The sequence below is a fragment of the Paenibacillus sp. FSL R5-0341 genome (assembly GCF_037975235.1).
In the GTDB taxonomy this organism is placed as follows: Bacteria; Bacillota; Bacilli; order Paenibacillales; family Paenibacillaceae; genus Paenibacillus; species Paenibacillus amylolyticus_A.
The window spans coordinates 3,524,210-3,550,357 of sequence record NZ_CP150241.1; the positions used below are offsets into that span (position 1 = coordinate 3,524,210).

Sequence of the window (26,148 nt, forward strand, 5' to 3'; positions counted from 1 at the left end):
AAGACTCGATAAGAGAAACACGGTCAGCTAAGGATTTCAGGGAGCGTAATCTATAATTCTTTAATTATTTTGTATTTTCATTTTAAACGTACGCCTTCCAAATCTTCGATTTGCAAATCAGAAATGGAATATAAGACAGCTCTGCCAGCCATTTTCACACGATCATTTCGAGTTTGCAGTATAAAATTTCACCACGTTTAGAAAGCTGTCTTACCGTTAACCTTTTTGCCCAGTAGGGAATGAAGTTACAGTGCGCGGAACCCCATACTGGATCTTCATTTACGTTTAACTTTGGAAAAAAGCTTCTAGATGCAAAATCGAATTTGTCGCTTTTCGCTGTAATGGAGACACCAAGACCGTCTGGTAACTCTTAAGAAAAAACCAACTGAGTGTGCAAACATTTTGAGGAGAAATGCACCCTTTAGGGTGGACATTGAAAAAAAACCAGGTTCAACCTATGAAATTCTATGGGATTAGAATTATTCTGACGAATTCAGGGGAGGGGCTCATTATCATAGGCACGTCGTTCGGATTGATCCATAACGACCAGAAGCATAGAGGAAGCCCCATTTTGCAAACTCCTTCGGTAAAATTAGTAAACCATATAGAATGCAAAGTTAACTTGACACATAATGCAAAGTGAACTATGCTAAAAATGCAAAGTAAACATTGCAAGGACGTGATCATTTGAAGACAAGAATTGCAGAACTGCGTAAGCAGCATAAGCTGTCACAGGAAGAGCTGGGACGAATTGTTGGTGTTACCCGGCAAACCATCACCTCTCTTGAAAGGGGAAAGTATACGGCTTCCCTTATTCTTGCTTACAAAATTGCCAATTTTTTCAGACTCGCCATTGAAGATGTTTTTGATTTCAGCGAAGTGGAGGAAATGTAAATGGACAAGTACAAGATTAAAGTAAAAACTCGCAAAAACGTACTGTCACTGGTAGCCGCTGCTACCCTATTGATCTATGTAGGACTTATATTTTACCAAGGTGGACTACCCGATTTACCTAGTTTTATAAAGGGATTTCACACAGGGGCTTTTATCGGGGTTGAAGTGGCCATCGCATTTTTCCTCGTCAGGTATATAAAAGCCAGCAATAATGAAGCCGAGCTGAAGAAGCAGTATATTGAGGAGAATGACGAGCGGAGTGTAATGATACTCCAGAGTGCCGGCACACTCAGCGCAGCAATCATTCTCATTGGTCTGGGCATTGCCTCCGTGATCGCCGGTTTCTTTAATCCCTTGATATTCTACACCTTACTAACTTGCTTATTATTTGTTTTAATCGTATTTTTTGCACTGTGGATGTATTATGCGAGGAAAATTTAAGGTTTAGATCAAAGCAGAGGAGAGAGGTAAATGTTTAGCGGATATCGAAATATTGGTTCATCAAGCGAAAATTTTTAATAAGACAGTTGATCGTTTCATAACTTAAGAAGAGAATGATGCTCATACAACCAAAATGAATACGTTCAAGGGCGAGATTCTCTCTCCGGTTATCGGCTGGACAACCCACCACTCCTTTGTGCAAGTTGAAGACAAGTGGTATCTGTTCTATCACGACAGCTCCCTGTCGGAAGGTGTCCACCACAAGCGTTGCGTTAAATATTCCGAGCTGAAATACAACGAAGACGGAACGATCCAGAAGATCAATCCTTATCCGGATGCTGAGTAAGTTGGCAGGTTAGCGTAAACAGATAAAATTACAAGATAAGGCATAACATGAGGCAGCACCTGACGGGGCTGCTTTTTTGATAGGAGGATCAGTTGTGTCACTCAAACTTGGAGAAAATCTCTGCTGAACAAAGAATATTTTTACTGTGACACTATGTGTAGAACAGTAGAAAATGATTCTTTCTATTGAGGACATTTGTCGAGGGACAAGAACATATTCCCATTGAAGTCGCTATTCTAGCGGCTTTTTTTATTTTATCGGTACAAGTTGATAATACAGAGGGAATAAGCTAACGAGAACCGTTAGCTCAATCAAACATAACATATGTACAAAATACGAGTTTTGTGAAACAGTAGTAATGATTTAAAAGCTGCACCGGGATTTTTACCCTATAAAGTCGTGAATCGCACGTCGATCTTCACGCAGACCGACCATAAACGCACTCACGATAACTCCGATACCCAAAGTTATTACATACACCACAAGTCCAGCCACAACAACTCGCATCAGCATCGTACCAATTTTTGGTGGTTCATGTGTATCGTAATTACGGATTCGAATTCCACATATACGTTTTCCTATGGTTCGACCATACCAGTAAACTGGTAATAAAATTGAGTATAACGCACTAAGTAGTTTTGCAATCGGCTCATCCGTATCAAAGTTACCCGTAAGAATACCTGCAATAATCACTAACGGAATTGAAATAATAAGACTATCCAATACACCTGCTCCTAATCTAATCCAAAAACCTGCTTTATACAAAATGCTTTCCTCCAAACTACAATTTTAAACTAGACGGCTAATTTACTTCATGAACTCCCTTCATTAAAATATCTAACTTTATGTACACAACTCAGATAGTATAACAGAAAATTTTACCTTTTTACGATATATCTCCTAATTCTTTTCAATTGCATTCTTTGTGAATTTTATAACAAACTCTTAACTGCTGTCCGTGTTTACTACTACTAAACACAATATTAATTATGTAAACCAAAAAGGCTACTCAACTTTTGTTAAGTAGCCTTCTGTTCGTTCTGTATCTGCTCTCTTCGCCAAATCTTATTCTCTACAATAGCATAGACTAACCCAGCGATGCCAAAGATCCATATCGATGTCACTCGATTAAGATGGTATCCATTCACGAAATATGGATTGTACATGAGATCAAAAACCCACAGCCCGCCCCATCCAAAACCCGCCATATAGATGAAAGGTCTCACCATAGGAAAGCGTACATATTTCCGTAGCAGCCATGAGATCGGGCTGAGAATAACAACATAAAATGCGAGTAAATAGTGCCCGAATCCCAGGATGAGCGACAAAATATATATCAGCCCCCCCAAATTACGTAAGCCGTAATACTCTGTCGTTGTAATTTGATACCCTTCAATCCTTTCAAGAATGAGGCCTGCCGTTAAGCTTATCCCGATAAATATAAATGCTAATATCATGTAACGTTGAACCGCGTTCACCAACATCAGATCACCCCAATGTCTAAACGAAACCAGAACAGCTCAAGTTACATGAATTCAAACAAATTAAACAATTACACATATACTGCCATTAAGTTCTGTTAATTGTTAAAGTTAATCCATAGTGAATGCTCTAATCCACCTACACTACTTCTGATCTTCCAGAATCATCGTACCCAGGCGGTCCATAAGCTCCATTCTTCCCATGGCTGTGTACGAGTAGTTGTAATTATCGACATTGGAGATTTTATAGATTTTTCCATTTTTCACGGCGTTCATGTTATTCCACACTTTGCTATCGACCATCTTGTTCTCACTATTCTCCATCAGCAGCAGACGATCCGGATTGACCGATACCATAGCCTCCAGCGCGATCTGTTTACCGCCCCAGCCCTCTGGATCAGGAATACCGTCTGTGCGCTTCAGGCCCCACTCACCGTATAACATCTCCGCTGCACCTTTGTTCGAATAGATGACTAGATTGTTTGGATATGTCTCAATTACGGCAAAGGATTCACCATGTACAGCCGCCTCCAGCTTTTGTTTCCACTCTGCAGATTTCGCATCATATTTGGCCAGATATTCATCTTTCTTGCTTTCTTCTCCAAACGTATCTGCCAGGTAGGTCAGGCGTTCTCTCCAATCGTAGTAGGAGTATGGCAATGCAATCGTAGGCGCTATTTTAGACAAAGTTTCATACTGATCCGTGTTAAAATCCTTACCCAGGATGATCAGATCCGGATTGGCACCCGCTATAGCTTCAATGCTGAAGGGGAAACCATACCAGCCCAGATTAACGGTATCTGCACTCAGCTGATCCTTAATGGTTGGCGTAAGTTCCTCCGGGTTACCATAATCCGCGCTCATTGTCGCTACAGGTGTTTTCCCAATGATCAACAGCTCTTCTGTAGAGCCAGACAGATCAACAATGCGCTCTGGATTCAAAGGGATCGTAATTTCTTCTCCATTCGGGTTAGTAATCAATTTGGTCGTCGCTTGTGTGGTTGCCTCTGAGGAGCTGACCACTTCACTGGTGGTCTCGGTCGTTCCACAGGCCGCCAAGGTGAGCATACAGCATAGTGCAATCCATACAGGAATTCGTTTAAACATCGTCGTCATTCTCCTTTTATGTCAGTTCATTTGCCACATTAGGCTTATTTGCTTCAGTTACTTTATCTATCTCATCGAACTCATGATCCGTTCACTTTTACCTGCCAGCCTTCCGCATCCTGTTGTAATTGCCACAGACGAGCGTAGATGCCCGAGTAATCTAACAATTGCGCATGAGTTCCTTGCTCTACGAGCTGACCTTGGTCCAGAACGAGAATCTGATCGGCATTCTGAATGGTCTTTAATCGGTGTGCAATCAAAATAACCGTCTTGTCCGCAACCAACTCATTGATCGCTTGCTGCACCGCAGCTTCGTTCTCCGGATCAAGTGAAGCAGTGGCTTCGTCAAGCAATACGATCGATGCATTTTTTAACAAAGCACGCGCAATGGAAATCCGTTGTTTCTCCCCACCAGATAACGTCGATCCACCCTCGCCAACGAGCGTATCGTACCCTTGAGGCAGATTGGAGATGAACTCATGACAACAAGCTCTGCGTGCGGCCTCTTCAATCTCAAATTGCGAAGCGTCTTTCTTTCCCACACGAATGTTGTTGCCGATCGTATCCTGGAACAGATACACGTCCTGGAAGACCACAGAGATATCCTGCAACAGCTTCTCCGGGTCCATCTGATCAACGGGTCTGTCACCAATGCGAATGCTTCCTTGCTGTACATCCCAGAAACGGGCAATGAGACGTGTGACTGTACTCTTACCACTACCGGATGGACCAACCAAGGCAGTAATGGTATGCGGCTCAATCGTAAAGGACAAGTCTTTCAACACCGGCTGATGGTCATCATATCCAAAGGTCACCTGTTCAAATGAAATCGCCTGATTAGGCTGTACATCTCCCGTTCCTGCCAACGGAGCCTCCTGCTGCACATCCATAATGCGTCTTGCACTATAAGCGGAGTACCGCATCTCCCCATAACTCATCAGTACAACCGTCAAGGGCTCAAATACCTTTGTACCTACCAGCAAAAATAGCAGAAATACCGGTAGGGACAACTCACCGCCTGCAAGCAAATAACTGCCCACGAGAATCATCCATGTCATTCCTGATCGTGCAAGCAACATCGCGCCCATGATCATTGGCCCCATAATGCCTTCCAACCGAATGGAAGCGGACTTCAATTCGTCAAAAGAACGACGCAGCCGTTCAAAACGTTTGCCCCCCATATTTTGGGCCTTAATCTCACGAATACCGCTCAGGTACTTCTGCAGCCGACTGGCGGCTTCGTTTTTGGCTCGATCATGGTTCTCACTCAGTCGTGCCTGAATGGAATCCGTAAGCCATAACAGCGCCACACCAAAGGGAACCGCAACAAACATGGCTACGGCCATTCTCCAATCCACCAACAGAAGTCCGCCAAAAGCGAGTACCGGAAGCACAGTCGCGCTGATCAGCTGCGACAGATTGTGAGAGATCGTATGCTCGACCTGACCATAATCGCTCAGGATCAGATTCGTTAGATCCCCAGGATCACGTTTTCCGAAAAATCCTAACGACAAATGCCGAATATGTTCGGCCAACTTCAACCTTCCTGAGGCCGCGAGGCTGTATGCTGCTCGATAGGTCTTGTCATAGAGTGAAGCGTAAGCCGCGTATTCAACCAGAAGCCAGGCAAACAGGATGCAGCACACAATCCACATTCGGTTGATATCCAGTCCAATATCCGGATCAGCGAAAGACTTATAGATCGTATTGAATATGTCCACAAGCAGCGCCGCAGGAACGATCTTTGCAATCCCGTCCAGAATCGCTGCAATCACTGAAGGAAGCAGACTACGCGGGTTACCGCCAGATATATTGGTTAAATAATTCTTCATCGCACTGCACCTCCAAGCTTCCAGGAAGCTGCACTGATATGAGCCTGCCACATGTGCTCGTATACCCCGCCTAGTGCACGCAATTGATCATGTGTCCCACGCTCGGCAATCGTACCCTTTCGGATCACGAGTATTTGCTCGGCTGCCCGAATCGTTGTTAGACGATGAGCAATAATCAGTACCGTTTTGCCTTGAACCAATTGGGCCAGACCTTGCTGGATCTTGTGTTCATTCTCTGCATCCGCATAGGCTGTCGCTTCATCCAGGACCAGAATGGGAGCATTTTTGAGCAACGCCCGTGCAATTGCAATTCGCTGTGCTTCACCGCCGGACAGGTACGTGCCGCCTTCTCCGATTTTGGTATCATATCCGGCGTCCAGCTTCTCGATAAATTCATGACAGCAAGCAGTTTGAGCCGCAGCTATAACATCCTGTAGTGAAGCCGATGTATTGCCCATCCGAATATTTTCTTCAATCGTATCGTAGAACAGATGTACATCCTGAAATACAAAGGACACGGTATCCATCAGCTTCTCCGTCCCCATCTCCTGAATCGGAATTCCACCAATCGTAATCTCACCTTCCTGTACATCCCAGAAACGAAGCAATAGATTGGCAATGGTCGACTTTCCTCCACCAGAAGGTCCGACAAGTGCAGTCATCTCTCCTGCTTTGGCTACAAAATCAATCTTTTCAAGTACGGGTTTATATGCTTCGCTCTCCTTACGCTCATAAGCAAAAGATACCTGCTGAAAGGCAACCTCATATGTATCCGGAACTTTAGGCAACACAGGCTCTTGTACAACCGGCTCGGCAAACACCGATTCAATCCGTTTCTGTCCTTCCACAATCTCTCGCATCCCACTACCCAGATACATCAACTTCAATAACGGAGCAGATAGACTCGGGGTAATAATCAGAAACAGAATAAACGTGATCGCAAACGACTGATTCCCCGTATTTCCACTCGACAGCAGAATACCCACCGGAACAATGAAAGTAAATAAAGAGATCATGATCACAAAAAACAGCCCGTAAGATGTTTTACACAAATCTGTTATTCTCAACGAAATATCCCGGTAACGCGTTACCGCCTGTTTAAACGTCAAAAACGAATCGGCTGTAATGCCAAATACTTTCACTGCCGGCATACCTCTCACGTATTCAACTCCAGTCGCATTCATCTCTTCGATGGCAAGTTGAAAATTACGATAAGCCTGACGGCCGCGTTCGCTACGGAAGATACGACTTTGCAGCCAGAACCCAATTCCGATCGGAACTAACAGCGTCAGCGCCATACGATAATCGAGCCAGAATAAGTATCCCAGCAGCATTAACGGAATTACAATCGCACTGACCAGATCCGGCAACTGATGGGCGATAAACTTCTCGATTTTCTCCACACTGACCTCGATAATCTTCTTCAGCTCACCGGTTGCCGTTCGGGTGTGATACCCCATGGGGACTTTGGCAACATGCTCCGCAAGTCTTACTCTGAGCTGGTACAAAATGTTGAATGCGGCAATGTGTGAGCACATCCCCCCGATATAGAGCGCAATAAGCCCCCCAATCAGGGCTACGAATGCGACGATCCCCCAATAGATCAACAGATCCCTATCCATGGCTGAGGGTTGCCCCGCATGAGTTAGCAGTTCCTCGACGATCTTGTACACCCCGATAAAAGGAACAATCTGCAACAGACTCGACAGCGTCGAGAAGATACTTGCTGTGATCAGCAGACCTTTACGCTCCTTCGTCACCTGCATTAACCCGGACACTTCAGATGTGTTGTTCATCTCATCCCTCCTGATATTAATAATCATTCTCAATATGGCGCAGTGCTATATACGCACATTAATATCTCACAGGGACGTGGGCAACCGCTACCCCAATCCGGAGCAAAAATACCTCAATACGGATTAAAAGTAAATGCTACGAGAAGCCTACTAGAACGTTTGATTAAAATACGTGGATGGTGTCATGCCATACTTGCGTTTGAATTGAGCGGAGAAGTGACTCGTTTTATTAAAACCCACCGCTGCAGCAGCCGTGGTCACATTCATCTGTCTGGTCTCCAGCAGGTAATACGCTGCCTCCAGCCTCTGCTCAATGACATACGCATGTACAGGAAGACCGAACAATTGCTTGAATCCTTTTTTCAGCTTGAATTCATTCAGACACACTTGTCTGGAGAGCCCTTCAAGAGTTGGCGGATGTGCCAGATTCGCATCGAGAATGTGCTTCGCCTGTTGCAAACTGGTCAGGTCCGTCCGGGACAAGCCACTATGCTTCGCAGGTAACTGACGCTCCAGAATACATTCACTGAAATATACCGCGAGCAGCTCAAGTGCTTTTCCGTTTAAATACAGTTGTTTCAGTTCTCCCGAATACGGGCATTGTGTCATCTCGTTAACGATTCGAATCATCGTCGGTGTCATCTTCGCATTATAGAAACCTCCCCCACTTCCAGCGATGGCTGTCATGAGCTGTTGTATGGGAAGCTGCTGCATCATTCCACTGATCGGTGTCTGATCCAGCTTCAACGTAAATCCCTTGAAGTGCTGCTGTAATCCAAACTCACACGTACTGCTCGTATATCGACTGCCATATGCAGAACTTTCCTGATTATGTACATGAAATTCACCCAGCTTGCCATCAATGTTCCATGATATGCTCTCACCAATACAGAAGCTTAACTTGATACTATCATCCTGCTCCAAACTGCTCAAAGCGGTTGGTCGATGGAATATCGCATCACTATACACGAGTTCCATGGAGGGATGAATGCGATTCAGCTGCCAGTATCCCTGACCAATCTCTTCAGGAATATGAATGATTCGTTCGGCAGAGCTGCTTTGGTAAAATGTATTTAATCTCGCTGCCAATGCACAGCGCTGATCTTCTTTATTTTGAATGGCGTACCATGTCTCTGACACCTTGGATTGCATCTGGCTTCCCCTCTCGTTGTCTGTTGTTTCAGCTTATTATATAAGAAAGAAGCCATATTGGACATATGGCCTCTGTTACTCAGAATTTAGCGTATGATGTTATGAATGAATACTCACATATGGAATGCTTTCCAGAACGAACCTTCTGTATCAATGATATCCTTGATCTGGGTGAAAGGAATTGTAAACGTTGGAAATCCTGCTGCATAAGGAGCGATATCATAGGGATTGAAGTAGAGATGCAGCGCATCCGCTGTAACAAAAAACGGTTGATCCGCACTAATCCCCTTATACGTGTCCGGAAACACATACGAGTACTGAGGATCATTTTTGATCTGATCTCCCACAATCTGGCTCAACACTTTTACATAGTCACTATTTGGCTTAAATAGATCCTTCAACTCATACAACTGACCATTCGTCAGATTAATGATTGCATAGATCATCGTAGGCATACCATGCGCTGCACCAGCCGGGTAGTTATAACCGGTGAGTTGGAGTTGAAGCAATTGCTGCTGATAGAACGTAATATCAAAATCGCCTGTATACGTGTAATCCAGCTGCTGATCGGCAGGGATCGGTTTAACCTGAGAAAGGGTCTTTAACTTTACATTTACTGCAAGTTGTGCCGCTTGATCCGTCATCCCCTCTACCTGTGGGTAATATACGAGATAGTCCGGATTGGGCTTATACTTCTCTTCGCGTACACGGTACGGTGGGTGAAGTGGAACGATTGTATTTTGTCGCCAGATGATCTGTCCGGCCCGGTTTACATAAGATAAACGCTGATCTACATAAGCCTTAATCAGATCGGGTGCAACGACCTCCAACGTACCCGATCCTTCAACACGTGGATATCCCGGTGCCGGTCTTCCACTCAGATCAAGCAGATAGGTCTGTCTTCTGTCCGATGCGGAAGCAAGGCCGTTTTTGTAATTGCCCACATCGCGATATACAAACTCCGTAAGCCTTCTACCGTTAGTTTCTGCAATTGCGTACACAGAGCCAATATAAGGCTGCTCCGGGTTAATCGCTTGCCCCAGTGCATATCTCTGTTCGCCTAATTCGCGAATGTTATTATAAGCGGGTTGAATGATAAATGATCCTTGCGTATTAATGACACCGTAGATCGATTTGTAATCCTCTGCTGTATTGACGATTGCTTGCCCGCCACTAAAAGGAAATGCCGATGAAAATTTGGGTTGAATGCGAATATTACCCCGTTCGTCGATGTACCCATATTTGCCCGAGGCCTCTTTTTGAAAAGCAAGCAGTCCATCTCCTAAAGGTCCCACATAAGCAAATGGATACGTCGCGAGCCGATGTCCATTGCGATTGATGAGCGCATATTCATTGTCCTTGATCTGCACAACCGCTTTGCCATCTTGAAAATCGTTCGCTGACACGAACTGTGCCGGAATCACCTCATTGCCTGAGGCATCCAGATAACCATACAGACTCACCGATCCATCTGTCTGACCAGGATTAGAATCGTAAAATAACGCTCGGCCGTCCTTCATATTCGAGATATACGAGTATGGACGTTTGGTCAGGACCGTGCCTTGTTCATTAATCATCTTAAATCCTTGAGAATCGATCACCATCGCCCGTTCTTCGGAAAAGGAATTGATGGAATCGTATACAGGTTGAACGACATACTGCCCCTGAAGATTAATCACACCAGCATGGCCGTCCTTCACAACTACAGCCAATCCATTGGGCTGAAACGCTTGCGCGTCATCCAGAACCGGCTCTAGCCGTACATGCCCCTGGGCATCCATATACCCCCAACGGGTCCCCCTCGTGGTTCGAACGGAGATCGGATATAACCATGTCGCAACCCGAGCATGACTTATAGGGACCATCGCCTGCTTAATTTTCTTTTCCAGTTCCAGCAACGCCTCTCGGGAAGGATACGCTTCCGGGAAACTGAGTGCCTTCTGAACGGAAACCAGTGCTGCCGGATACTGGCCTGCGTGGAACTGAGCATCCGCAAGGTAATACCAGTAGAAGATATAATCAGGGTAATGCTGAGTTAATTGCTCGTAATACTGCACCACTTTGGGATAATAGGTTTCATATACGTCCGGTGCAGGAACCCATTTCCCATTCTGCCAACGGATAATCTCCACACGATAGGCTTCCCCTGTGTCATGTATCCAGAGTGCAATCTCCACTTTCCCATCTCGGCCATGCGGACCAGGCATATCTATAATCTCTGCATAGCTATAATATAGATCGTCAGGGGCCAAATCTTTGAGTCCTGATTCCGTCCACTCATATACGGCAAGCTTAGACCAAATAGAACCAATCCGCCAACCGATAATGAGATTGTTCCTTGCCGTTGATGTTACAGGGGCTGCAGTCATTAAAGTCACCCCATACCCCAATCCCTTAATGAGTGCCATCTTGATCCAATGTGCTTGAACAAATTTCAGAATGAGCAAATACAGCTCACCATTCAACTGATAGACTGCAGCAATCTCCGGCATGCCGTCACCGGTAAGATCAGCCGCGTAGATCGCTGGATGTTGGACAGGTTTATCAATAGTGACGACCGTTGCACCAGCCGGAATATGTTGATTCACAATTTGCGTTAACAGCGGTTCGCTCATGGACATCTCAGTTTCCTCCCTTATGACCGCATTCGCCTAATGGTATGCGTCATAAATCGGGATATGACATCAAAACGAATATAACTGAGAACAATTGAAATTCTCATCCTGTTTCTAAACAAACATCAAATGATGATATTTTTCGATCTGTAATACATCAAACTCCAAAATAGCAAAAAAAGATTTGCAGTGACCTTATGGTCTTCTGCAAATCTTCTTATATTCTATAATACATCTTATTTATTACATCATATCGCTTCATGTGCCTTCGCTTGGAATACTAACCAATATTACGCCTCTTCTTGCACACTCAATTGTACATATTGGGTGAGACGACAATACTGAAATAACAGCAACTCTTCATTACCTTGTCCAAGAGCCACGCTACGCCCTTCCTTGATGAGTTGATTCAACAACTCATGCAAGAAAGTCATCTGCAACCGCGAGGATTCAGCTGCGAGCTGCTCAAGTACCTCAATATCCCGAATCGTAAACTGAGATAACCCACGTAGGAGCAACTCTTCCGACCAGCCGCTAATTTTCTGCATGAACTGATTATGATCTTCCAAGTATTCCCATCCTTCCATTGCCGATATCCAGTTTTAGACTGAGCACCGTTTGACCCTTCAGGAAACTGATCGGGCTAATCCGTTTGGATTCCACACGAACAAAGGCATAGAAGTGCTCAAGCGATTGGGAACCATATCCTGACTCCAGTCTTAGGATCATCGTCTGCCAGTCTGTTGAATACGGGAGAGTGAGTGCCAATCGTTCTCCTTCGATACTCTCAACCGTCAGGACAAGCTCCTGTGTTTGTTTGACAAAGTTATGGTCCACGATTCGAGCAACTTTGATCACAGCCAATCGTTCTTTGGGAGCAGCAAACAAATCGAACGATCGCGATTCCTCTTGAAGTACAGACGTTACATCTTGCATGATTTTGCCCATATTCAACGCTTCCACACCCGTTCGAGGCAAAATAGCAAGCTTGGCACCTTCCCCGGAAGAGATCCGGCGCTCTTCATTCACTTTAACGGAATGGAATTGAACTTCTTCACCCACGAACTGGCGAAAGGTCAGATTAGGTAACCATGGTGTGAATCCACCATAATGCTCTGTATACGAGAACTGCTGATCATCATAATATACAGCACGTACATCGCTATAGGTGTACATTTCCTCATCATCGAAACAATAGAAGTAATAGGTAATTCCACGGAAACCGGATCTTGTCTCCCACGCATCAGCCCCCAGTCCATACAGGTGAAGTGAAGGAACTGTATAGTATTTACTTCGAAAACTGCCAATGAGCTGACTCTGCTGAATGACAGATACCTTTTCTTCTTCAAGAACCTGGAGTGCAAGATACAGATTGCTTACCCGATCCAACATGGATTGCATGGAGAAACGTATATGTCTGTTGAAAAACAACTGTAGTTCCCCTTGTATCCCTCGTAAACTGCGTTCTATGTCAGGCAGTTTGCCACTATGAGCTGCGATTGCCAAGGTCTCCAGTTGTGCCATATAAGACTGAGGAAGACGGGCCAGTCCCGTCTTCAACAATCCTGCCAGCATCACGCGACATTCCTGCACCGTCTGCAGAGAGAACTTGGCTTCGTACACTCGTCCGCTTAATGCATCCGTATCATCCAGGCCTCTTAGTACCCGATATCGTAGCAAAGCTTCCAGCTTGGCCATCTTCCCAGCAGTCTGCGGCACTTTACAAAGTGCTTTTGCAAGGCTCGCTTCCTCCGTAAAAGATACCTCGATATTCTGGCTTGTCAGATGCACCGTAAGAAGCGAATCTTCGATGATCTTAATTTCTTCTGGGTATCTCAATCGGAAAACAACTTCCTCAATCATAGAAGAACTATATGACTTAATTAACACGGTAAGGTCAGACTCCGTCATCCAGCGGAAGCGAGACTCGATCTCACGTGATACCGTATGCGGAACTTCGCTTGGACCGTCCACGTTTAATACTACGTTTGATACTGATACTTCTTTTGATGCGTCCGTCGAAGCATTATTCGATATCCCTGAGTTCTTAGCCGGCACATGCTTTTCGTCTGCACTCATCGAATCCTCTGACGATTGTTCCCGTTGATCATATAGAATTGCAATCAGTACATGCTTGCAGATATGTTCTGCCGGGCAGGAGCATTCCCAATGATCCAGCGTATTTTCAAGCGTACAGTGTGTCCCGTCACTGAGCTGACAACTCACCGATGATGCATTCCATGTGTACGTTACACTTACACCATTGTCCAACTCTTTCAAAGACCTTTTGTACAGCCCCTTGTTGGCATAACGAATCAGATAATCCTCTGTACACAGCTTCGAAAAACTTCGGAATTTCTCCTTGAATCCACTCACGTCATCAACGCCCCGTTGCTCTTAGAATATCGTAGATCGTTTCACTGAACACGCGACCTGGAACGTTGCCCAGAGCAATGGATTTATTGTCACCATAATAATAATGTTGCTTGCTACTCGGTTTGAAGAAATGTAGGGATTCCAGTGTAATATCATCCAATCCCTCGTAATACGTGATGCTCGTACCGCTGAATTGCAATTCTGCAACAAGATCTCCGTACTCTTTATAAAATTCATGGTACCAGCCGCCGTCCTGTGCCGGTCCTTTGATCCATCCATATTTCTCCAGTGCTTTAGGGAATGCCGTTGGCGAGAAATCAGACTCGGGCAGATGATCGTATTCATTCTTCGTTTTATCCTCATCTTCTGGCTGGTGAATTTCACGATTCAATTGCTCGAATGGCTGCTTGATCTCGTAATCCTCCAACTGCGTTGTCCAACCTTCAAGGGTAGCCTGATCCAATTCCAGCGGGTGTATAAGTCCCACCTGCGCACCTGAAGGCAGATCAACCTCATCCTCGTCCACTGTATTGAATGTGCCATCCTCCATATAGCGGAACGTGCTGATCAGAGCGCCATCCTCATACGTTCCCCAGATCAGACCAACAGCAAATTTCTGCATAATTACATTTTGTACAAAAAGGGCTTTCCACTCATCAGCAGACCATAGACGTTGTTTGGACAATGACTCTTCCAGACGCTGTGCCTGAATGCTAACCATGGATTTGAGATCTTTTTTCAGTTGCGTGAAACGTGCCTTGGACTGCGCTGCCAATTCAGGATCATCTTTCTGTGCAGGAGCAGGCAGACTCTTCACGGATTTGCCTGTTTCTTCATTTAAGACAACGACTTGCAAGTCTCCATTCACCTTAATCAGGAATGAGCGCTCTCCGTAACTAAGCTGCATGGTTCCTTTTTCATCAAAACCAAGTGTGGTGACCAGACGATCCTCCAGTTGTTCCGAGGTAAGTCCCATATTATCGGCTGCAAGCTGCAACGCTTCTTCTGCTGCACCTTTCACCTGACGGTTCTTCACGCCACGTTTGATCTTGTCAATCGCCATAAGAGCAGATGGATCTTTCAGATAAGCGAGCACTTTCACAGCATCTGCAGCAATCGCGCCGCGGCTATTTTCTGTCCATTCCTTAATTTGCGGAGCTAAAATATTTACAATCTGAATATCGCCAAAGAGTGCGGATACATACATCACCCATTTCTCTTTTGCAGGAGCACCTTCCTGAATCCAGACCTGGAGCAGCTCACTTGCAAAACGAGCGAGAGATGCCTCACTTACGTAATCTCGTAATTCATTCAACCGTTCATTAGGACCGGATGTATGATCCAATGATTGGACCAAAGCATACTGCTTAATCCGATTATCTAAAGGCTGATTGTCTTCAATACGTATCAGTGAAGGGAGATCTTTTAGGGACAACCAGCTCAGTCTCGACAACTTTTTGGCATCTGCCTGATCAGCGAGTGCAGCATGGGCATACTCTGGACTTAAATCTGCGGTATCCAGCAGAATTTGGATCAAGCTCTTCCACTCATCGGACTTCTCTTTCTTCAAAAGTTCACCGTACAGCTCCTTGCTGTTTTCCAGACTGCGGATCGCGGTCAAAGCCATCTCTTTAATCGACACTTTTTTCTCGGAGAGATATACGAGTGTATACAAGTCCTGATCAGGTATCCGGTTGAATTCGGCTAAGGCCACACCGTTGGCCTTTTTGGACGAATCCTGCAATCCGGCACGAATCGCTTCAGCCAGTTGTTTCTTCGTTAGCTCATCCCGCTGTTCAAAGGTAATTTCCAGAATCAAAATACGCGTATCCGTTGGCAGTTTCTTGTACTGTGTCAGCGCATAGTCCAGATTCTGCTGAATGATTCGGCGGTATTCGTCATGTGGCATGGATCTGTATCTATAGTCGGTCATGCCATTGAGAGAGAGCAGACTGGTTAGCAATTTCTCTCGTTGTACCTCAGGATCTTGTCCATAACGTTGAAGCAGTTTCTCTCCACTAAAAGCGTATGAATTGTACATGTCTGAGACAATATCCAGCGTCCAATCGGGATGGGTGGTCAGGATTGCGAATCTGCGCATTGCCTCCGACTCCAAGGGTAAGAAACTGATGCTTATCAGATTGTGAATACGCTTTTTATCCCGATTCAGGTTATTAAACAGACCACGACTATTCGAGTCCTCCCAGTATTCCTCAAGGGTGTTTTCCCCACTTAAGTATCTAGCAATCGCAAGTCCTTGACGCCCCCCATCCAAAGGATGCCGAAGAGCGTTGAATACCGCTTGCTCCAGTGCCCCTTCCGCATTGGGCAAGGTCAATCCCTGATCATCCATGAATTTCTGAATGCAAAGTTTGAGGAATGGCGGTTTGATAATCTCATATGCTCGAATCGCTTGTTCAGGATGATTCGCGATCGCAGATTGTAGCATGTTCCAGGATATCGTGTACGAATTAAGCTCGTCCCGCATCATTTCAACCAACTGGTAAGGCTCATCCAGAGGCACAAGTCCAGCAAGCAGATCATTGGGACTCTTCGCTCTAGGGTCCATACTCAGCAAGTAACGGCGAACTTCGAGTGGGTAAATCTCGTGTAATTGATGTATTGTGTGAAGCAGAACATGTCCAATCTCACTGTTCGTATCAAGGAACCGTTGTTTACCTCCACTAATGTTAATCAGGTACAGCAAGGCACTGCTCACTAGTACCATAGTTTGATGGAACACCGTGTGTGAACATTGCTCTTTTGGAGAGAAAGACGTATTGGGATAAACCTCAGCTATGAGCTGACTACGCTTCTCCTTGAGGAATTCATCCTTCAATTCCTGGGAAGATCCGTTATGCTTCCCTTGAATATTACCGACCACTACAGGTTCAATCAACGTATGTAGCTCGTCCCGCAACTTATCTGGATCATTAGCCATCACATGTTGAAACAACACGGGTAACGATTGAACAGAAGATTGAACCTCTGCAAGATGAGAGGCCGTGTCACTGAGTTTTGAATATAGTTGTAGCAGCATTAACGCATTGATTACATCTCGATAATCCCCCTGGGTGTCAGCCTTTTTGGAATCAAAAAGCCACTGGGCACGCTTTAATTTGCTCTTTAATTCAGCCGAAATTTCGTTCTCGCCCGCAAACTGTTTGATCTTCTCCAACCGGCCCAACAACCCACCCATGCGATCAGCGCTTTTGCTCTTCCCGCTCAATCCGTAGGCTTCTGAATCATTTCCCATACAGACAGTAAAAGCATCCGTTCTCCATGAACTTCTTTTGGAATAATTGGATTCCAGATATATCACAATAGCCCCGGCCCGGTAAAAGATATCTCCATCGTCTTTTTTGGCGAGCTTCATAAGCAGATCAATTGTTTGATACACATAATGACTCGAATTTCCCATCATATCCGGGAATTTGTCTGTCGTTCCCAATACATAATCAATAATTTCGGAGCTTCGGTCTGTTTTTAATGAATACTCGTTTGAACAGGTCACTGCGAATTTCTCCACCAAAGTTTCTACTGCGCGGTCTGCGGTAAGCATTACACATTCCTCCTCAAATTTAAGTGATGATCTCGCCAATCCAATCTGCCAACTCGTTTGGGGTAATTGCTGCTACATGAGCGCCCATATTCGTTAAGGTCTGTGCTGCATGTTTGTTATAGACTGAATCCCCGTTAAAATCGAGTGCGGTGAGAACCAGTAGCTTGCATCCTGCATCGATGATATCTTTACAGGCTTTGTACATCTGCGCAATCGGGTAACCTTCCTCCAGATCACTGACCAGAATAAAGATGGTTTTGCCCGGATTATCGATTAGCGTCTCGCCATAACGCAACGCTTTGGTAATATGTGTTCCCCCGCCGAGCTGTACATTCATGAGCACATCTACGGGGTCTTCCAGCCTGTCGCTCAGATCAACAACTTGCGTATCAAATATGAATAATTTCGTACGTAGCGCATTTAAGCGATAGAAGATGCTCGCCATTACCGAACTGTAGATGACTGAATCCAGCATACTGCCACTTTCGTCAACACCAATGATGATGTTCCACTTGTTATGGGGCTGTATACTCCCATCGAAATACAGACGATCAATTACAAACCTGCGCTTGTTTTTATCGTAATTCTTCAGGTTCTTGGTGATGGTTCGCTTGAAATTCAGATTGCGTAAGGATCGTACTGAACTCGAGGTATAGCGACTGCGTTTGCCCATGATACTGGCTCGGGTCTGAGATTCCAGCTTGCTGCGCAGCTCCTCAACTACGGTTCGTACGATCTCCTTGGCGCTCTTTAACACCTCACCCTTCATCCGTCCTTTGAATTGCATAATGTTCTTGAGCAGATTCATGTTGGGTTCAAGGGATTCAAGCAACTTTTTGTCCGTTAATAATTCTGTCAGACCATAGCGGTCAAGCGCCTGTTTCTCCAATATTTCTACTGTTGGTTTGGGAAATAGGTCCCTGACTTTGTGCAACCATTTCGGTACAGTCAGGTTAGATGCACCGCGTCCTCCCTCTTTTCGGTAACCTTGTTCTTCACCGTACTCACGGTTATACAGATAACCCAGAATCTCATCCATTTCCGTATATTGAAATTCACCCGAAGTGTATTGATCTGTATTACACAACCCTTCTTCGGCGGATTCACCGAGAATCAGACGCCATCGATTCAAGGTTTCAGTAGAATGATGATCTCCTCGGTTGCTTCCATCCGGATTGGAAGTTTTGTCCGTTTCTCCGGTTTCTTCCGTTATCCGATTCGCTTCATTCATATTAGCTTCCATGCGGCAAACTCCTTTCGAAGCGCTTCATCCCATGCTTTGGATTGAATCAGCATCTGTTCATCGACCGCAGGCCTTAACATCTCTTCCGGTTCAACCTGATGCAGACTCGCCACCCGCTCAGCAATTAAGCCTGTTTCCATTGGTGTAAAATAGGTGAATGCCAACCGCAATTCCGGTACCATACTGATGAAGTCGTCGTATGATAGCTTTTCTATCAAATAATTCAACTCGGACAACAGCTGATCTTCATATAAAAAAGCGTCACGTGCTACAGAGAATACTCCCTGTAAAAAAAGTGCCGTTTGACGGGTCTGATCCGGTGTACCATGGATATACCCACGTGCACGATCAACAATCTCTTCCCTAGGCCTGTCGCCGAGCCCTGAGGAAATAGCAACACACACACCTTCCAGCTGAGCCGGAAGCTGGTGATCAGACAGCAGTTCATTCAGGTGAATTCGGAATGTCTCATCCTGAAAATGCTCCTCTGATGACTCCGCGAGCATGGCTAGTAGTTTCAATCCCTGAATAATGGCTTCATGTTCATCCGTGTTGGCTCTGGAGAGCTGTAACAGCTTGTCTACGGCATTCCTGTAAGCCTCGGATACCAGCTCAGGGAGATGTTGCTCGTCAGATAATCCCAGTAGCCTGCGGTGCTGATGAATTCGGTTCAAGACATGCAGACTATTACATAAGGAAAGGAAATTCCCGTCGGTTCTCAGTGCTGAGCGCACCTGTTCATAGAGTTTCATCGCTGTGTCCTGAAGCCCCATGAGCAACGCTTGAAGCATGAGTCGGGCAAGTTCACCACTATGATGATCCGGTATTTCTTGCATTTGTTCTTCCATTTTGCGTGTAGCCGCTCCAGCAAGCGTTCCGCCATAGAGAGAGTTCTCTATCAATCTGGCTTCAATGCGGGATGAGTACATATAAACCCAGGTTTCGCGTACGAGATTCATGTCACGTTCTGCAATCCAGTCCGGCCCGGATTGCCGTTTAGCGAATTCCGGAACCAGATACGTGATACACTGAATCAATTGACTTATGTGACGGTGCTCCGGTTTCGCATACAAATCCAGTACTTTCTTGTGTTGTCCTGTTGTGCGGATCTGCAGTTTGTGTCCTGTACAGCGCACCTTGAAGTCCTCCACGATGGGAATACTGAATGAATTGGGAGCCACACTTCCAATGACGTCTCCTGTCAATAACTGCTGAAGCTCTTGCAGCGGTTTATCGGTCGCTAGGGTAAGTTCCCCCTTCACAAAGGAAGAAAGTGCTGCATCCATCAACTCATAGACGCCGCCTTCCCTTTTCCCACGAAGCCCGGCAAGACCCTGAATCATGCTGTACGCCTCAATCGCATCACTCGTTGATACATGTTCGTGTCCGTCCCGTAATTTGCGCATCAGTCGGGATAACAAGTCCAGAGCCGTTAGATTATACGGTGTACTCTTTTTGCGAAGTAGCTGGTTCCAGATCTGATCGTAATAATTCACATAAGGCATGCCGCTCGCATATCCATTGAGCCGATCCGTTTCAGCAAAGGTATAGACCATCGGGTACATTTGTTGGTGAACCGGATCTGGATCAACTGCACTTTGTTGAGACGTACCTGGTTCACCTCGTCCAACCAAACGTTGGTATGCATGCTGTTTCTCCATTTCCGGCTGTTCCAATTCGGATTCATGTTTCTCTGACATCAACAGTCCATACGTATGAAATCCACCGGTAATGACAAGCACACGATCATACTCTTGTACCGCTTGATTAATACGTTGTTTCATATGTGCTTCTCGTGCCAGATCACCTGAAGACTGTAATCGTTCCGTGGAATAGCACACTCGGGATAACGTACAATACGTGAATACATCCTGCACGAACGCCCGAGTGGATTTCTCCAGACCGCCAATCTCAAACACCTTTTCCCACAATTCATCAAAACTGCGACAGTTTGTTTTTTGACACAACCGATTAATGAAGTCAGACCCCGCAAGCAAGGTCTCGTCCTGGATGGAGATCTCCTTTTGTTCTGTCTGACCGGACTTGGATGCAAGAGTGGAGAAGTGACGATAGTCCAGGTCAATAAACTTTGCTGGAATGTCCAGGCGTTTTGCTTCTTTCAAAGCGACATATTCAGGTGAATAACGAAGCATCGGATAATAGCAGGCTTCTCTCTCCAGTTCACTCTCATAGGTATAGTACAGACTGACAGGAGGTATGGTTGCTTCATCACTCAGCACCGAAATTAATGGATTACCGCTCTCTGGTCCTTCGATCAGGATGATATCCGGCTTGTACTCCCCGATTAATCGTAACAAGTGATATGAACATGCAGGGCTATGGTGTCGTATTGGATAATAGACCGCAGGATTACTCAGGTTATACACCTGGGACTCGAACAAGGATTGTAACTGATCAACATCGGGGTCCAGTACTGCTGTTAACCGATCCATTTTCTCTCCTCATAATAGTCCTTCCACATTCCCTCTTCCCTGGAACGCTCTTTCACGACCTTGGAGAAGTAGGTTTTGAGAATGGACAGATCCTTGTCGTTTTCCTTCGCAATGGTACCCAGCATGTTCTGCACCAACCGATCCAGCGCAATAGCCTTATCTTCGTAATAATAGGAAGTCATCGCACTCTGGACATAGACAGACACCGCTTCTGCCGTGCTCATGGCTGCTTGAGGGGTGTCGAGCTTGTATCCTTCCCGTGTCATGCCAGTGCGCAGTTCCATAAATGTTGTAGCCAGCAATTCAACCACATCCGGGTTAATTTCAATATCAATTCCACTATGTAATAACAGGCTTCGTGCCTGGGATTCAATGATTTTGGCTTCCATCTTCACGTTATGAATGGGCTTGATCATTTCGAAATTGAATCGTCGTTTCAAGGCACCGCTCATTTCGTTAACACCTTTATCCCGAATATTGGCTGTAGCAATGACATTAAATCCCGGTTGGGCAAACCGTACACCACCGTCCAGTTCAGGAATGCTCATGACCTTGTCACTAAGAATACTGATCAGACTATCCTGCGCTTCAGCGGGACAACGTGTAATCTCTTCAAAACGGGTTAAAATGCCTTTCTTCATGCCGTTATATAGTGGCGATGGCACAAGCGCAGCTTCCGAAGGACCTTTATCGAGCAGCATGGCGTAATTCCATGAATACTTGATCATATCTTCCGTCGTGCCTGCTGTACCCTGAATCGTGTTCAGACTGGTTCCAGAGATCGCCGCGGTCAACAGTTCGCTAAGCATGGTCTTGGCTGTTCCGGGTTCTCCCACAAGCATTAACCCTCGATTGCCTGCCAGAGTGACCACGGCACGTTCTATTAACACGTCATTGCCATAGAATTTACGGGTAATCGGGATCTCTTCTCCATTCAATAACGCAGGCTTATCTCTGCCAATAATAAAATCGCGCACATAGGCAGGAGATAACAGCCAGTTTGGGGGACGTTTCCCCTGATCTTCCTCTCGCAGCGCACGTAACTCAACCTCGTATAATATCTCGGCGGGTGGTTTAAGCATCTCCATCGTCAAGGTGTCTCCTCTCACACAAACAGATCGTATGTTCTTATTCCTATCATTTTATCACAGCACTCCAACAACTACCCGGTAAAACGATAAAAATGGTTGAAACGTCCTTCTTATCGGCACTTTTCCTAAGTCCATGGACATAGCCTCTAGCACAAATATGAAGGTGAACTATCCTTACAATCGTGCTGCCAATACACTGGTTTGGGCTCCGAATCAGTATGCTTATTACAAATGTATTCGTATTGTAGACCATATGACCTTATGAATCATTACACGCTCCATATTGTGTTTCAACCACATGAAGAGAATATCGCAAAGAAAACACAGGCCACCAGCAGCCTGTGTCTTCTTATATGTTCAATTTACTATCCACTGTCCAACATCCCTACTTACATTCTGCGACCACACGAAGCTGAGTACAGCTCGTACCACTCATATCGGTTTAGCTCAACCTTTGTCGCGTCACGACAGGCCAGAATACGTTCTGGTCGAATCGAACCAATCACGGGCTGAATACCTGCTGGATGCTTCATTAACCAAGCCAATACGATTGATTCAGGTGTAAAACCACGCTCCTTAGCCATTCGATTAACCAATTGAGCCGTATGGTCAATTTCAGGACGCTGTCCCTCAACCACCCTGCCAGTAAATCGCCCTTGAGCAAGGGGACCCCAAGCTTGCAATTGAATATGCTCTGCCTGACAATATTCCATCGTGCCATAGGGAAACACATTGTCTCTGGCTTGGGGTCTATTCACCGTAACACCAGCTTCCACGAATCCGATTTTATCCAAACTCATCTCCAACTGATTCACAATCAGAGGTACTTTACTATGGAGCTGTAGAAGACGAATCTGTTCAGAACCCATGTTGGACACACCAAAATGGCGCACTTTACCGGAATGATGCAACCTAGCCAGTGCTTCCCCAATCTCTTGCGGATGGGCGAGCGGATCAGGACGGTGCAGCAGTAAAATATCCAGATAATCAATGCCGAGCCGTTCCAGAATCCCGTCCACACTCTCCAGGATATGTACACCTGAGGTGTCATAACGCTGAGGTCCTTCATCATCACCCACAAGGCGTATACCACACTTCGACTGTATAATGATCTGTTCACGCAAACCAGGAGTTTCAGATAAAACTCGCCCCAAGACATGCTCTGCCTTACCGCGTGTATATATATCCGCCAGATCAAAATGATTAATGCCTATTTCGATAGCAGCTTCTACCGCCCGATGACCTTCCACAACAAGATCTGAAGTAATAGGAAGACCGTCCCATTCACCCCCAAATCGCATACAGCCAAGAACCATTCGACTTGCCGGAATCTGGTGGTGATGCAATGGAAGTTGTGCGTATGACATATCAGCATTCACCTCATTTTCTTTTTTTCGAAGCATAATGATCCATTCTCTCTACATGTCTTCTTCTAACTTCCTCTATTTTCCTGCTCCAACATCCACCATAACTCTCATCTATTATGTGAATCAAAAACAAGGTTTCAAAAGCTGCTGTATTGAATATATAGAAGGTGCAAGTATTATGCAGGAATATGAGAGGAGATTTTGCATTTGAACCCGAATGAACCGAACGAATCCTCAAAGCCAGCGTTTTTTACCAAAGAATTCACGCACAACCCTTACCCGGTTTATGAAAAGTTAAGAAAAGAGGAGCCTGTTTTCAGAGTCATGTTTCCCCATGGGGAGTTCGGCTGGATTATTACCCGATATGAAGACGCGGTCCAGATTCTGAAAGATCAACGTTTCACTAAGGATATCGCCAAACGTTATGGCCCTGAAAATCAAAGTATCTTTGTCAATAACATGCTGTTCTCCGATCCACCAGATCATCGCCGACTTCGGGGACTTGTACAGAAAGCATTCACCCCTAAGTTGATTGCAGACATGAGAAGCCATATTCAGGACATTGCAGATGATCTACTGGACAACCTTCCGTCACAGGAAAAAATGAATCTGATCGATGACTTTGCCTTCCCGCTGCCCATCATTGTCATTAGTGAAATTCTGGGAGTCCCTCTTGAAGATCGTGACAAATTCCGCATGTGGTCCAATACGGTAATTGATGCTACCACCGCCGAGAGCGCAGAACTGTTTGAGCAGCATACAAAGGAGTTTACGGATTACCTGACGGCCTGGTTCGAAAAAGTACGCAAAGATCCCGGTACTGATCTGATCAGCCAGCTCGTCATTGCAGAAGAGTCCGGGCAGCAGTTGACTGAACAAGAACTGCTTGGCGTAGTCTCCTTGTTAATCATCGCGGGCCACGAAACGACGGTTAATCTCATCGGCAATGGAATTCTTGCCCTGCTGGAGCATCCGGAGCAACGCGAACTGCTCATTAAGCAGCCCGAGCTTATTCACAAGGCCATTGAAGAGATGTTGCGCTATAACGGGCCGGTAGAGTTCAGTACGTCCCGCTGGGCTCTGGAAGATATCGAATTTCGTGGACAGCATATCGCTCAAGGTGAACTTGTCATCGTTGCGCTTGATTCGGCTAATCGGGACGAACAGCAGTTCAAGGATGCTGATGTCTTTGACATTACCCGCGAGAAGAGTTCACATCTGGCTTTTGGCACAGGCATTCACCTCTGTCTCGGGGCACCGCTTGCACGTCTGGAAGGCGAGATTGCAGTCAGTACACTTCTGAATCGTTTTCCCAATATGCAGCTACAGGCTGACGTGAATGAACTCGAATGGAGACCCGGCATGATCGTGCGTGGTGTCAAGGAGATCCCGGTTCAGCTTAAATAATGGCTTAACATGAATAAATGAAAGTGAGGCACATGACATCATGGAAATGAACACCTTGGTATGGATCGTTTTGCTGCTTCTGATCCTTGTGTTACTGGTCAGAGTCACCAGCCTGCAACGTCAATTGAATGAATTGAAAAGAGATGTCGAGCGTCTGGAGAACGGTACGATCAGCAGCGCCCGCTCTGACTTCAATTACACATTATCGCCAAAGGAAGCACCCCCTGCCCACACAAGCCAACCAGCCCCAACGGATCTGGATCAGGAGCTAATTGCACTTATACAACAAGGAAAAAAAATTATGGCAATCAAACGATTGCGTGAAGCCCGAGGTCTTTCGTTGAAGGAAGCCAAGGACTATGTTGATTCCCTAGATCGCTAATCTACAACCCACATAACTCTCGAGGAAGTTATTCCAGACTTTCGGCTGTTAAATCAGAAGAAAGGTGGAACCTTCACCGAGAGTTTACTTTTCATACGACATATGCTACTGTTATTTCTATATTACTAGAAATAAGAAATAAAGACGAAAGGACAGATTATCATGCAACCTAACTCAAATGAACTCGAACAAGTCGTCAAAATTCATAAAGCACTGGGTGAGCAAACACGCTACAAAATCATTCAGATTCTATCGAGCGAAAGCAATCTGTGTCCTGCCGATCTGGAGAGCCGCCTTGTTACGGTTGCGCTATCGACTCTGTCTCATCATCTGAAACAGCTGTACGATTGCGGCCTACTTACATCGCAGAAGAAAGGTACGTATATTTACTACAGCCTGAACACGGAGACTGCGCAAAAGTTTGTTCCCTATCTGCTAAATAAATAAAAAAATTTGAGTTATATTTCTATATAATTAGAAATATCGAAATATTATGCAATACATTGTACAATATTTCATAATAGAACTCGGTCACATAAGTTTACGCTTATACCAAAATTCATTATCTCGGTTGTAACTTTACCTTTCGCGCAGATGGGTTGC

Annotated in this window: 19 protein-coding genes and 2 pseudogenes; 6 read left to right on the forward strand and 15 right to left on the reverse strand. The window is 45.4% G+C overall.

Translation table 11 applies throughout. The annotated features are described in order from the left end of the window. Positions 1 to 77: 77 nt before the first annotated feature. Positions 78 to 358 (reverse strand): annotated as a pseudogene (locus MKX75_RS15700) (PhzF family phenazine biosynthesis protein); the annotation flags it as partial. Positions 359 to 687: 329 nt separating this feature from the next. Here MKX75_RS15700 and MKX75_RS15705 point away from each other — a divergent pair. The 3 genes and pseudogenes from MKX75_RS15705 to MKX75_RS15715 all read left to right on the forward strand — a co-directional run. Beyond that, positions 688 to 894 carry a helix-turn-helix transcriptional regulator gene (locus tag MKX75_RS15705; RefSeq protein WP_339165942.1) on the forward strand — a complete coding sequence of 69 codons (207 nt, stop codon included), beginning with the start codon at positions 688 to 690 and terminating at the stop codon, positions 892 to 894. Then, positions 895 to 1,335, forward strand: coding sequence for a hypothetical protein (locus MKX75_RS15710; protein ID WP_289389320.1), 441 nt, complete (start codon positions 895 to 897; stop codon positions 1,333 to 1,335). Between the two features lie 142 nt (positions 1,336 to 1,477). Next, a pseudogene (locus tag MKX75_RS15715) lies at positions 1,478 to 1,681 on the forward strand (alpha-N-arabinofuranosidase); the annotation flags it as partial. A 384-nt stretch (positions 1,682 to 2,065) separates the two neighbouring features. On the opposite strand, the gene MKX75_RS15720 reads toward MKX75_RS15715, so the two are convergent. From MKX75_RS15720 to MKX75_RS15785, 14 genes are all read right to left on the reverse strand, one after another. Then, entirely contained in the window at positions 2,066 to 2,446 is a 381-nt protein-coding gene (locus MKX75_RS15720; protein WP_083679515.1) for an RDD family protein, read from the reverse strand. Between the two features lie 254 nt (positions 2,447 to 2,700). After that, positions 2,701 to 3,138 (reverse strand): hypothetical protein, encoded by a 438-nt coding sequence (locus tag MKX75_RS15725; RefSeq protein ID WP_175623708.1) that lies wholly within the window; start codon positions 3,136 to 3,138, stop codon positions 2,701 to 2,703. A gap of 168 nt (positions 3,139 to 3,306) precedes the next feature. Next, positions 3,307 to 4,269, reverse strand: a complete 963-nt coding sequence (locus MKX75_RS15730; protein ID WP_254847866.1) for an ABC transporter substrate-binding protein — start codon at positions 4,267 to 4,269, stop codon at positions 3,307 to 3,309. 80 nt (positions 4,270 to 4,349) lie between these two features. After that, positions 4,350 to 6,101 carry an ABC transporter ATP-binding protein gene (locus MKX75_RS15735; RefSeq protein WP_339165943.1) on the reverse strand — a complete coding sequence of 584 codons (1,752 nt, stop codon included), beginning with the start codon at positions 6,099 to 6,101 and terminating at the stop codon, positions 4,350 to 4,352. Continuing rightward, entirely contained in the window at positions 6,098 to 7,897 is a 1,800-nt protein-coding gene (locus MKX75_RS15740) for an ABC transporter ATP-binding protein (RefSeq protein ID WP_339165944.1), read from the reverse strand. The genes MKX75_RS15735 and MKX75_RS15740 overlap by 4 nt, the downstream gene beginning before the upstream one ends. Before the next feature lie 150 nt (positions 7,898 to 8,047). After that, positions 8,048 to 9,049 (reverse strand): AraC family transcriptional regulator, encoded by a 1,002-nt coding sequence (locus MKX75_RS15745; RefSeq protein WP_339165945.1) that lies wholly within the window; start codon positions 9,047 to 9,049, stop codon positions 8,048 to 8,050. A gap of 113 nt (positions 9,050 to 9,162) precedes the next feature. Continuing rightward, entirely contained in the window at positions 9,163 to 11,670 is a 2,508-nt protein-coding gene (locus MKX75_RS15750; protein WP_339165946.1) for a WG repeat-containing protein, read from the reverse strand. A 284-nt stretch (positions 11,671 to 11,954) separates the two neighbouring features. Further along, positions 11,955 to 12,233 (reverse strand): hypothetical protein, encoded by a 279-nt coding sequence (locus MKX75_RS15755; RefSeq protein WP_339165947.1) that lies wholly within the window; start codon positions 12,231 to 12,233, stop codon positions 11,955 to 11,957. Further along, positions 12,220 to 14,040, reverse strand: a complete 1,821-nt coding sequence (locus tag MKX75_RS15760) for a hypothetical protein (protein ID WP_339165948.1) — start codon at positions 14,038 to 14,040, stop codon at positions 12,220 to 12,222. The genes MKX75_RS15755 and MKX75_RS15760 overlap by 14 nt, the downstream gene beginning before the upstream one ends. A gap of 4 nt (positions 14,041 to 14,044) precedes the next feature. Beyond that, complete coding sequence (locus MKX75_RS15765; protein ID WP_339165949.1) at positions 14,045 to 17,602, reverse strand: DUF4132 domain-containing protein; 3,558 nt, start codon at positions 17,600 to 17,602, stop codon at positions 14,045 to 14,047. A 19-nt stretch (positions 17,603 to 17,621) separates the two neighbouring features. Continuing rightward, positions 17,622 to 18,845, reverse strand: a complete 1,224-nt coding sequence (locus tag MKX75_RS15770; protein ID WP_339165950.1) for a VWA domain-containing protein — start codon at positions 18,843 to 18,845, stop codon at positions 17,622 to 17,624. Beyond that, the gene (locus tag MKX75_RS15775; RefSeq protein WP_339165951.1) at positions 18,830 to 21,298 is read right to left on the reverse strand and encodes a DUF5682 family protein; all 2,469 of its coding nucleotides are present in this window, start codon (positions 21,296 to 21,298) and stop codon (positions 18,830 to 18,832) included. The genes MKX75_RS15770 and MKX75_RS15775 overlap by 16 nt, the downstream gene beginning before the upstream one ends. After that, complete coding sequence (locus tag MKX75_RS15780; protein ID WP_339165952.1) at positions 21,286 to 22,386, reverse strand: AAA family ATPase; 1,101 nt, start codon at positions 22,384 to 22,386, stop codon at positions 21,286 to 21,288. The genes MKX75_RS15775 and MKX75_RS15780 overlap by 13 nt, the downstream gene beginning before the upstream one ends. Before the next feature lie 392 nt (positions 22,387 to 22,778). Then, entirely contained in the window at positions 22,779 to 23,756 is a 978-nt protein-coding gene (locus tag MKX75_RS15785) for an aldo/keto reductase (RefSeq protein WP_339170487.1), read from the reverse strand. 207 nt (positions 23,757 to 23,963) lie between these two features. On the opposite strand from MKX75_RS15785, the gene MKX75_RS15790 reads away from it, so the two are divergent. The 3 genes from MKX75_RS15790 (at position 23,964) to MKX75_RS15800 (ending at position 25,992) form a co-directional block, all read left to right on the forward strand. Beyond that, on the forward strand, positions 23,964 to 25,163 hold the full coding sequence (locus tag MKX75_RS15790; protein WP_076331671.1) for a cytochrome P450: 1,200 nt from the start codon (positions 23,964 to 23,966) through the stop codon (positions 25,161 to 25,163). Positions 25,164 to 25,203: 40 nt separating this feature from the next. Further along, positions 25,204 to 25,545, forward strand: a complete 342-nt coding sequence (locus MKX75_RS15795) for a ribosomal protein L7/L12 (protein ID WP_076331670.1) — start codon at positions 25,204 to 25,206, stop codon at positions 25,543 to 25,545. 162 nt (positions 25,546 to 25,707) lie between these two features. Further along, positions 25,708 to 25,992, forward strand: coding sequence for a metalloregulator ArsR/SmtB family transcription factor (locus tag MKX75_RS15800; protein WP_083679514.1), 285 nt, complete (start codon positions 25,708 to 25,710; stop codon positions 25,990 to 25,992). Positions 25,993 to 26,148 lie beyond the last annotated feature (156 nt).

Excerpts from the sequence above, each read along its gene's own strand:
- MKX75_RS15710 (WP_289389320.1), top strand. The coding sequence starts at position 895 with ATGGACAAGTACAAGATTAAAGTAAAAACTCGCAAAAACGTACTGTCA.
- MKX75_RS15765 (WP_339165949.1), bottom strand. The coding sequence starts at position 17,602 with ATGCTTACCGCAGACCGCGCAGTAGAAACTTTGGTGGAGAAATTCGCA.
- MKX75_RS15750 (WP_339165946.1), bottom strand. The coding sequence starts at position 11,670 with ATGTCCATGAGCGAACCGCTGTTAACGCAAATTGTGAATCAACATATT.
- MKX75_RS15730 (WP_254847866.1), bottom strand. The coding sequence starts at position 4,269 with ATGTTTAAACGAATTCCTGTATGGATTGCACTATGCTGTATGCTCACC.
- MKX75_RS15770 (WP_339165950.1), bottom strand. The coding sequence starts at position 18,845 with ATGGAAGCTAATATGAATGAAGCGAATCGGATAACGGAAGAAACCGGA.
- MKX75_RS15800 (WP_083679514.1), top strand. The coding sequence starts at position 25,708 with ATGCAACCTAACTCAAATGAACTCGAACAAGTCGTCAAAATTCATAAA.
- MKX75_RS15725 (WP_175623708.1), bottom strand. The coding sequence starts at position 3,138 with ATGATATTAGCATTTATATTTATCGGGATAAGCTTAACGGCAGGCCTC.
- MKX75_RS15785 (WP_339170487.1), bottom strand. The coding sequence starts at position 23,756 with ATGTCATACGCACAACTTCCATTGCATCACCACCAGATTCCGGCAAGT.
- MKX75_RS15795 (WP_076331670.1), top strand. The coding sequence starts at position 25,204 with ATGGAAATGAACACCTTGGTATGGATCGTTTTGCTGCTTCTGATCCTT.
- MKX75_RS15740 (WP_339165944.1), bottom strand. The coding sequence starts at position 7,897 with ATGAACAACACATCTGAAGTGTCCGGGTTAATGCAGGTGACGAAGGAG.
- MKX75_RS15775 (WP_339165951.1), bottom strand. The coding sequence starts at position 21,298 with ATGGATCGGTTAACAGCAGTACTGGACCCCGATGTTGATCAGTTACAA.
- MKX75_RS15745 (WP_339165945.1), bottom strand. The coding sequence starts at position 9,049 with ATGCAATCCAAGGTGTCAGAGACATGGTACGCCATTCAAAATAAAGAA.
- MKX75_RS15735 (WP_339165943.1), bottom strand. The coding sequence starts at position 6,101 with ATGAAGAATTATTTAACCAATATATCTGGCGGTAACCCGCGTAGTCTG.
- MKX75_RS15780 (WP_339165952.1), bottom strand. The coding sequence starts at position 22,386 with ATGGAGATGCTTAAACCACCCGCCGAGATATTATACGAGGTTGAGTTA.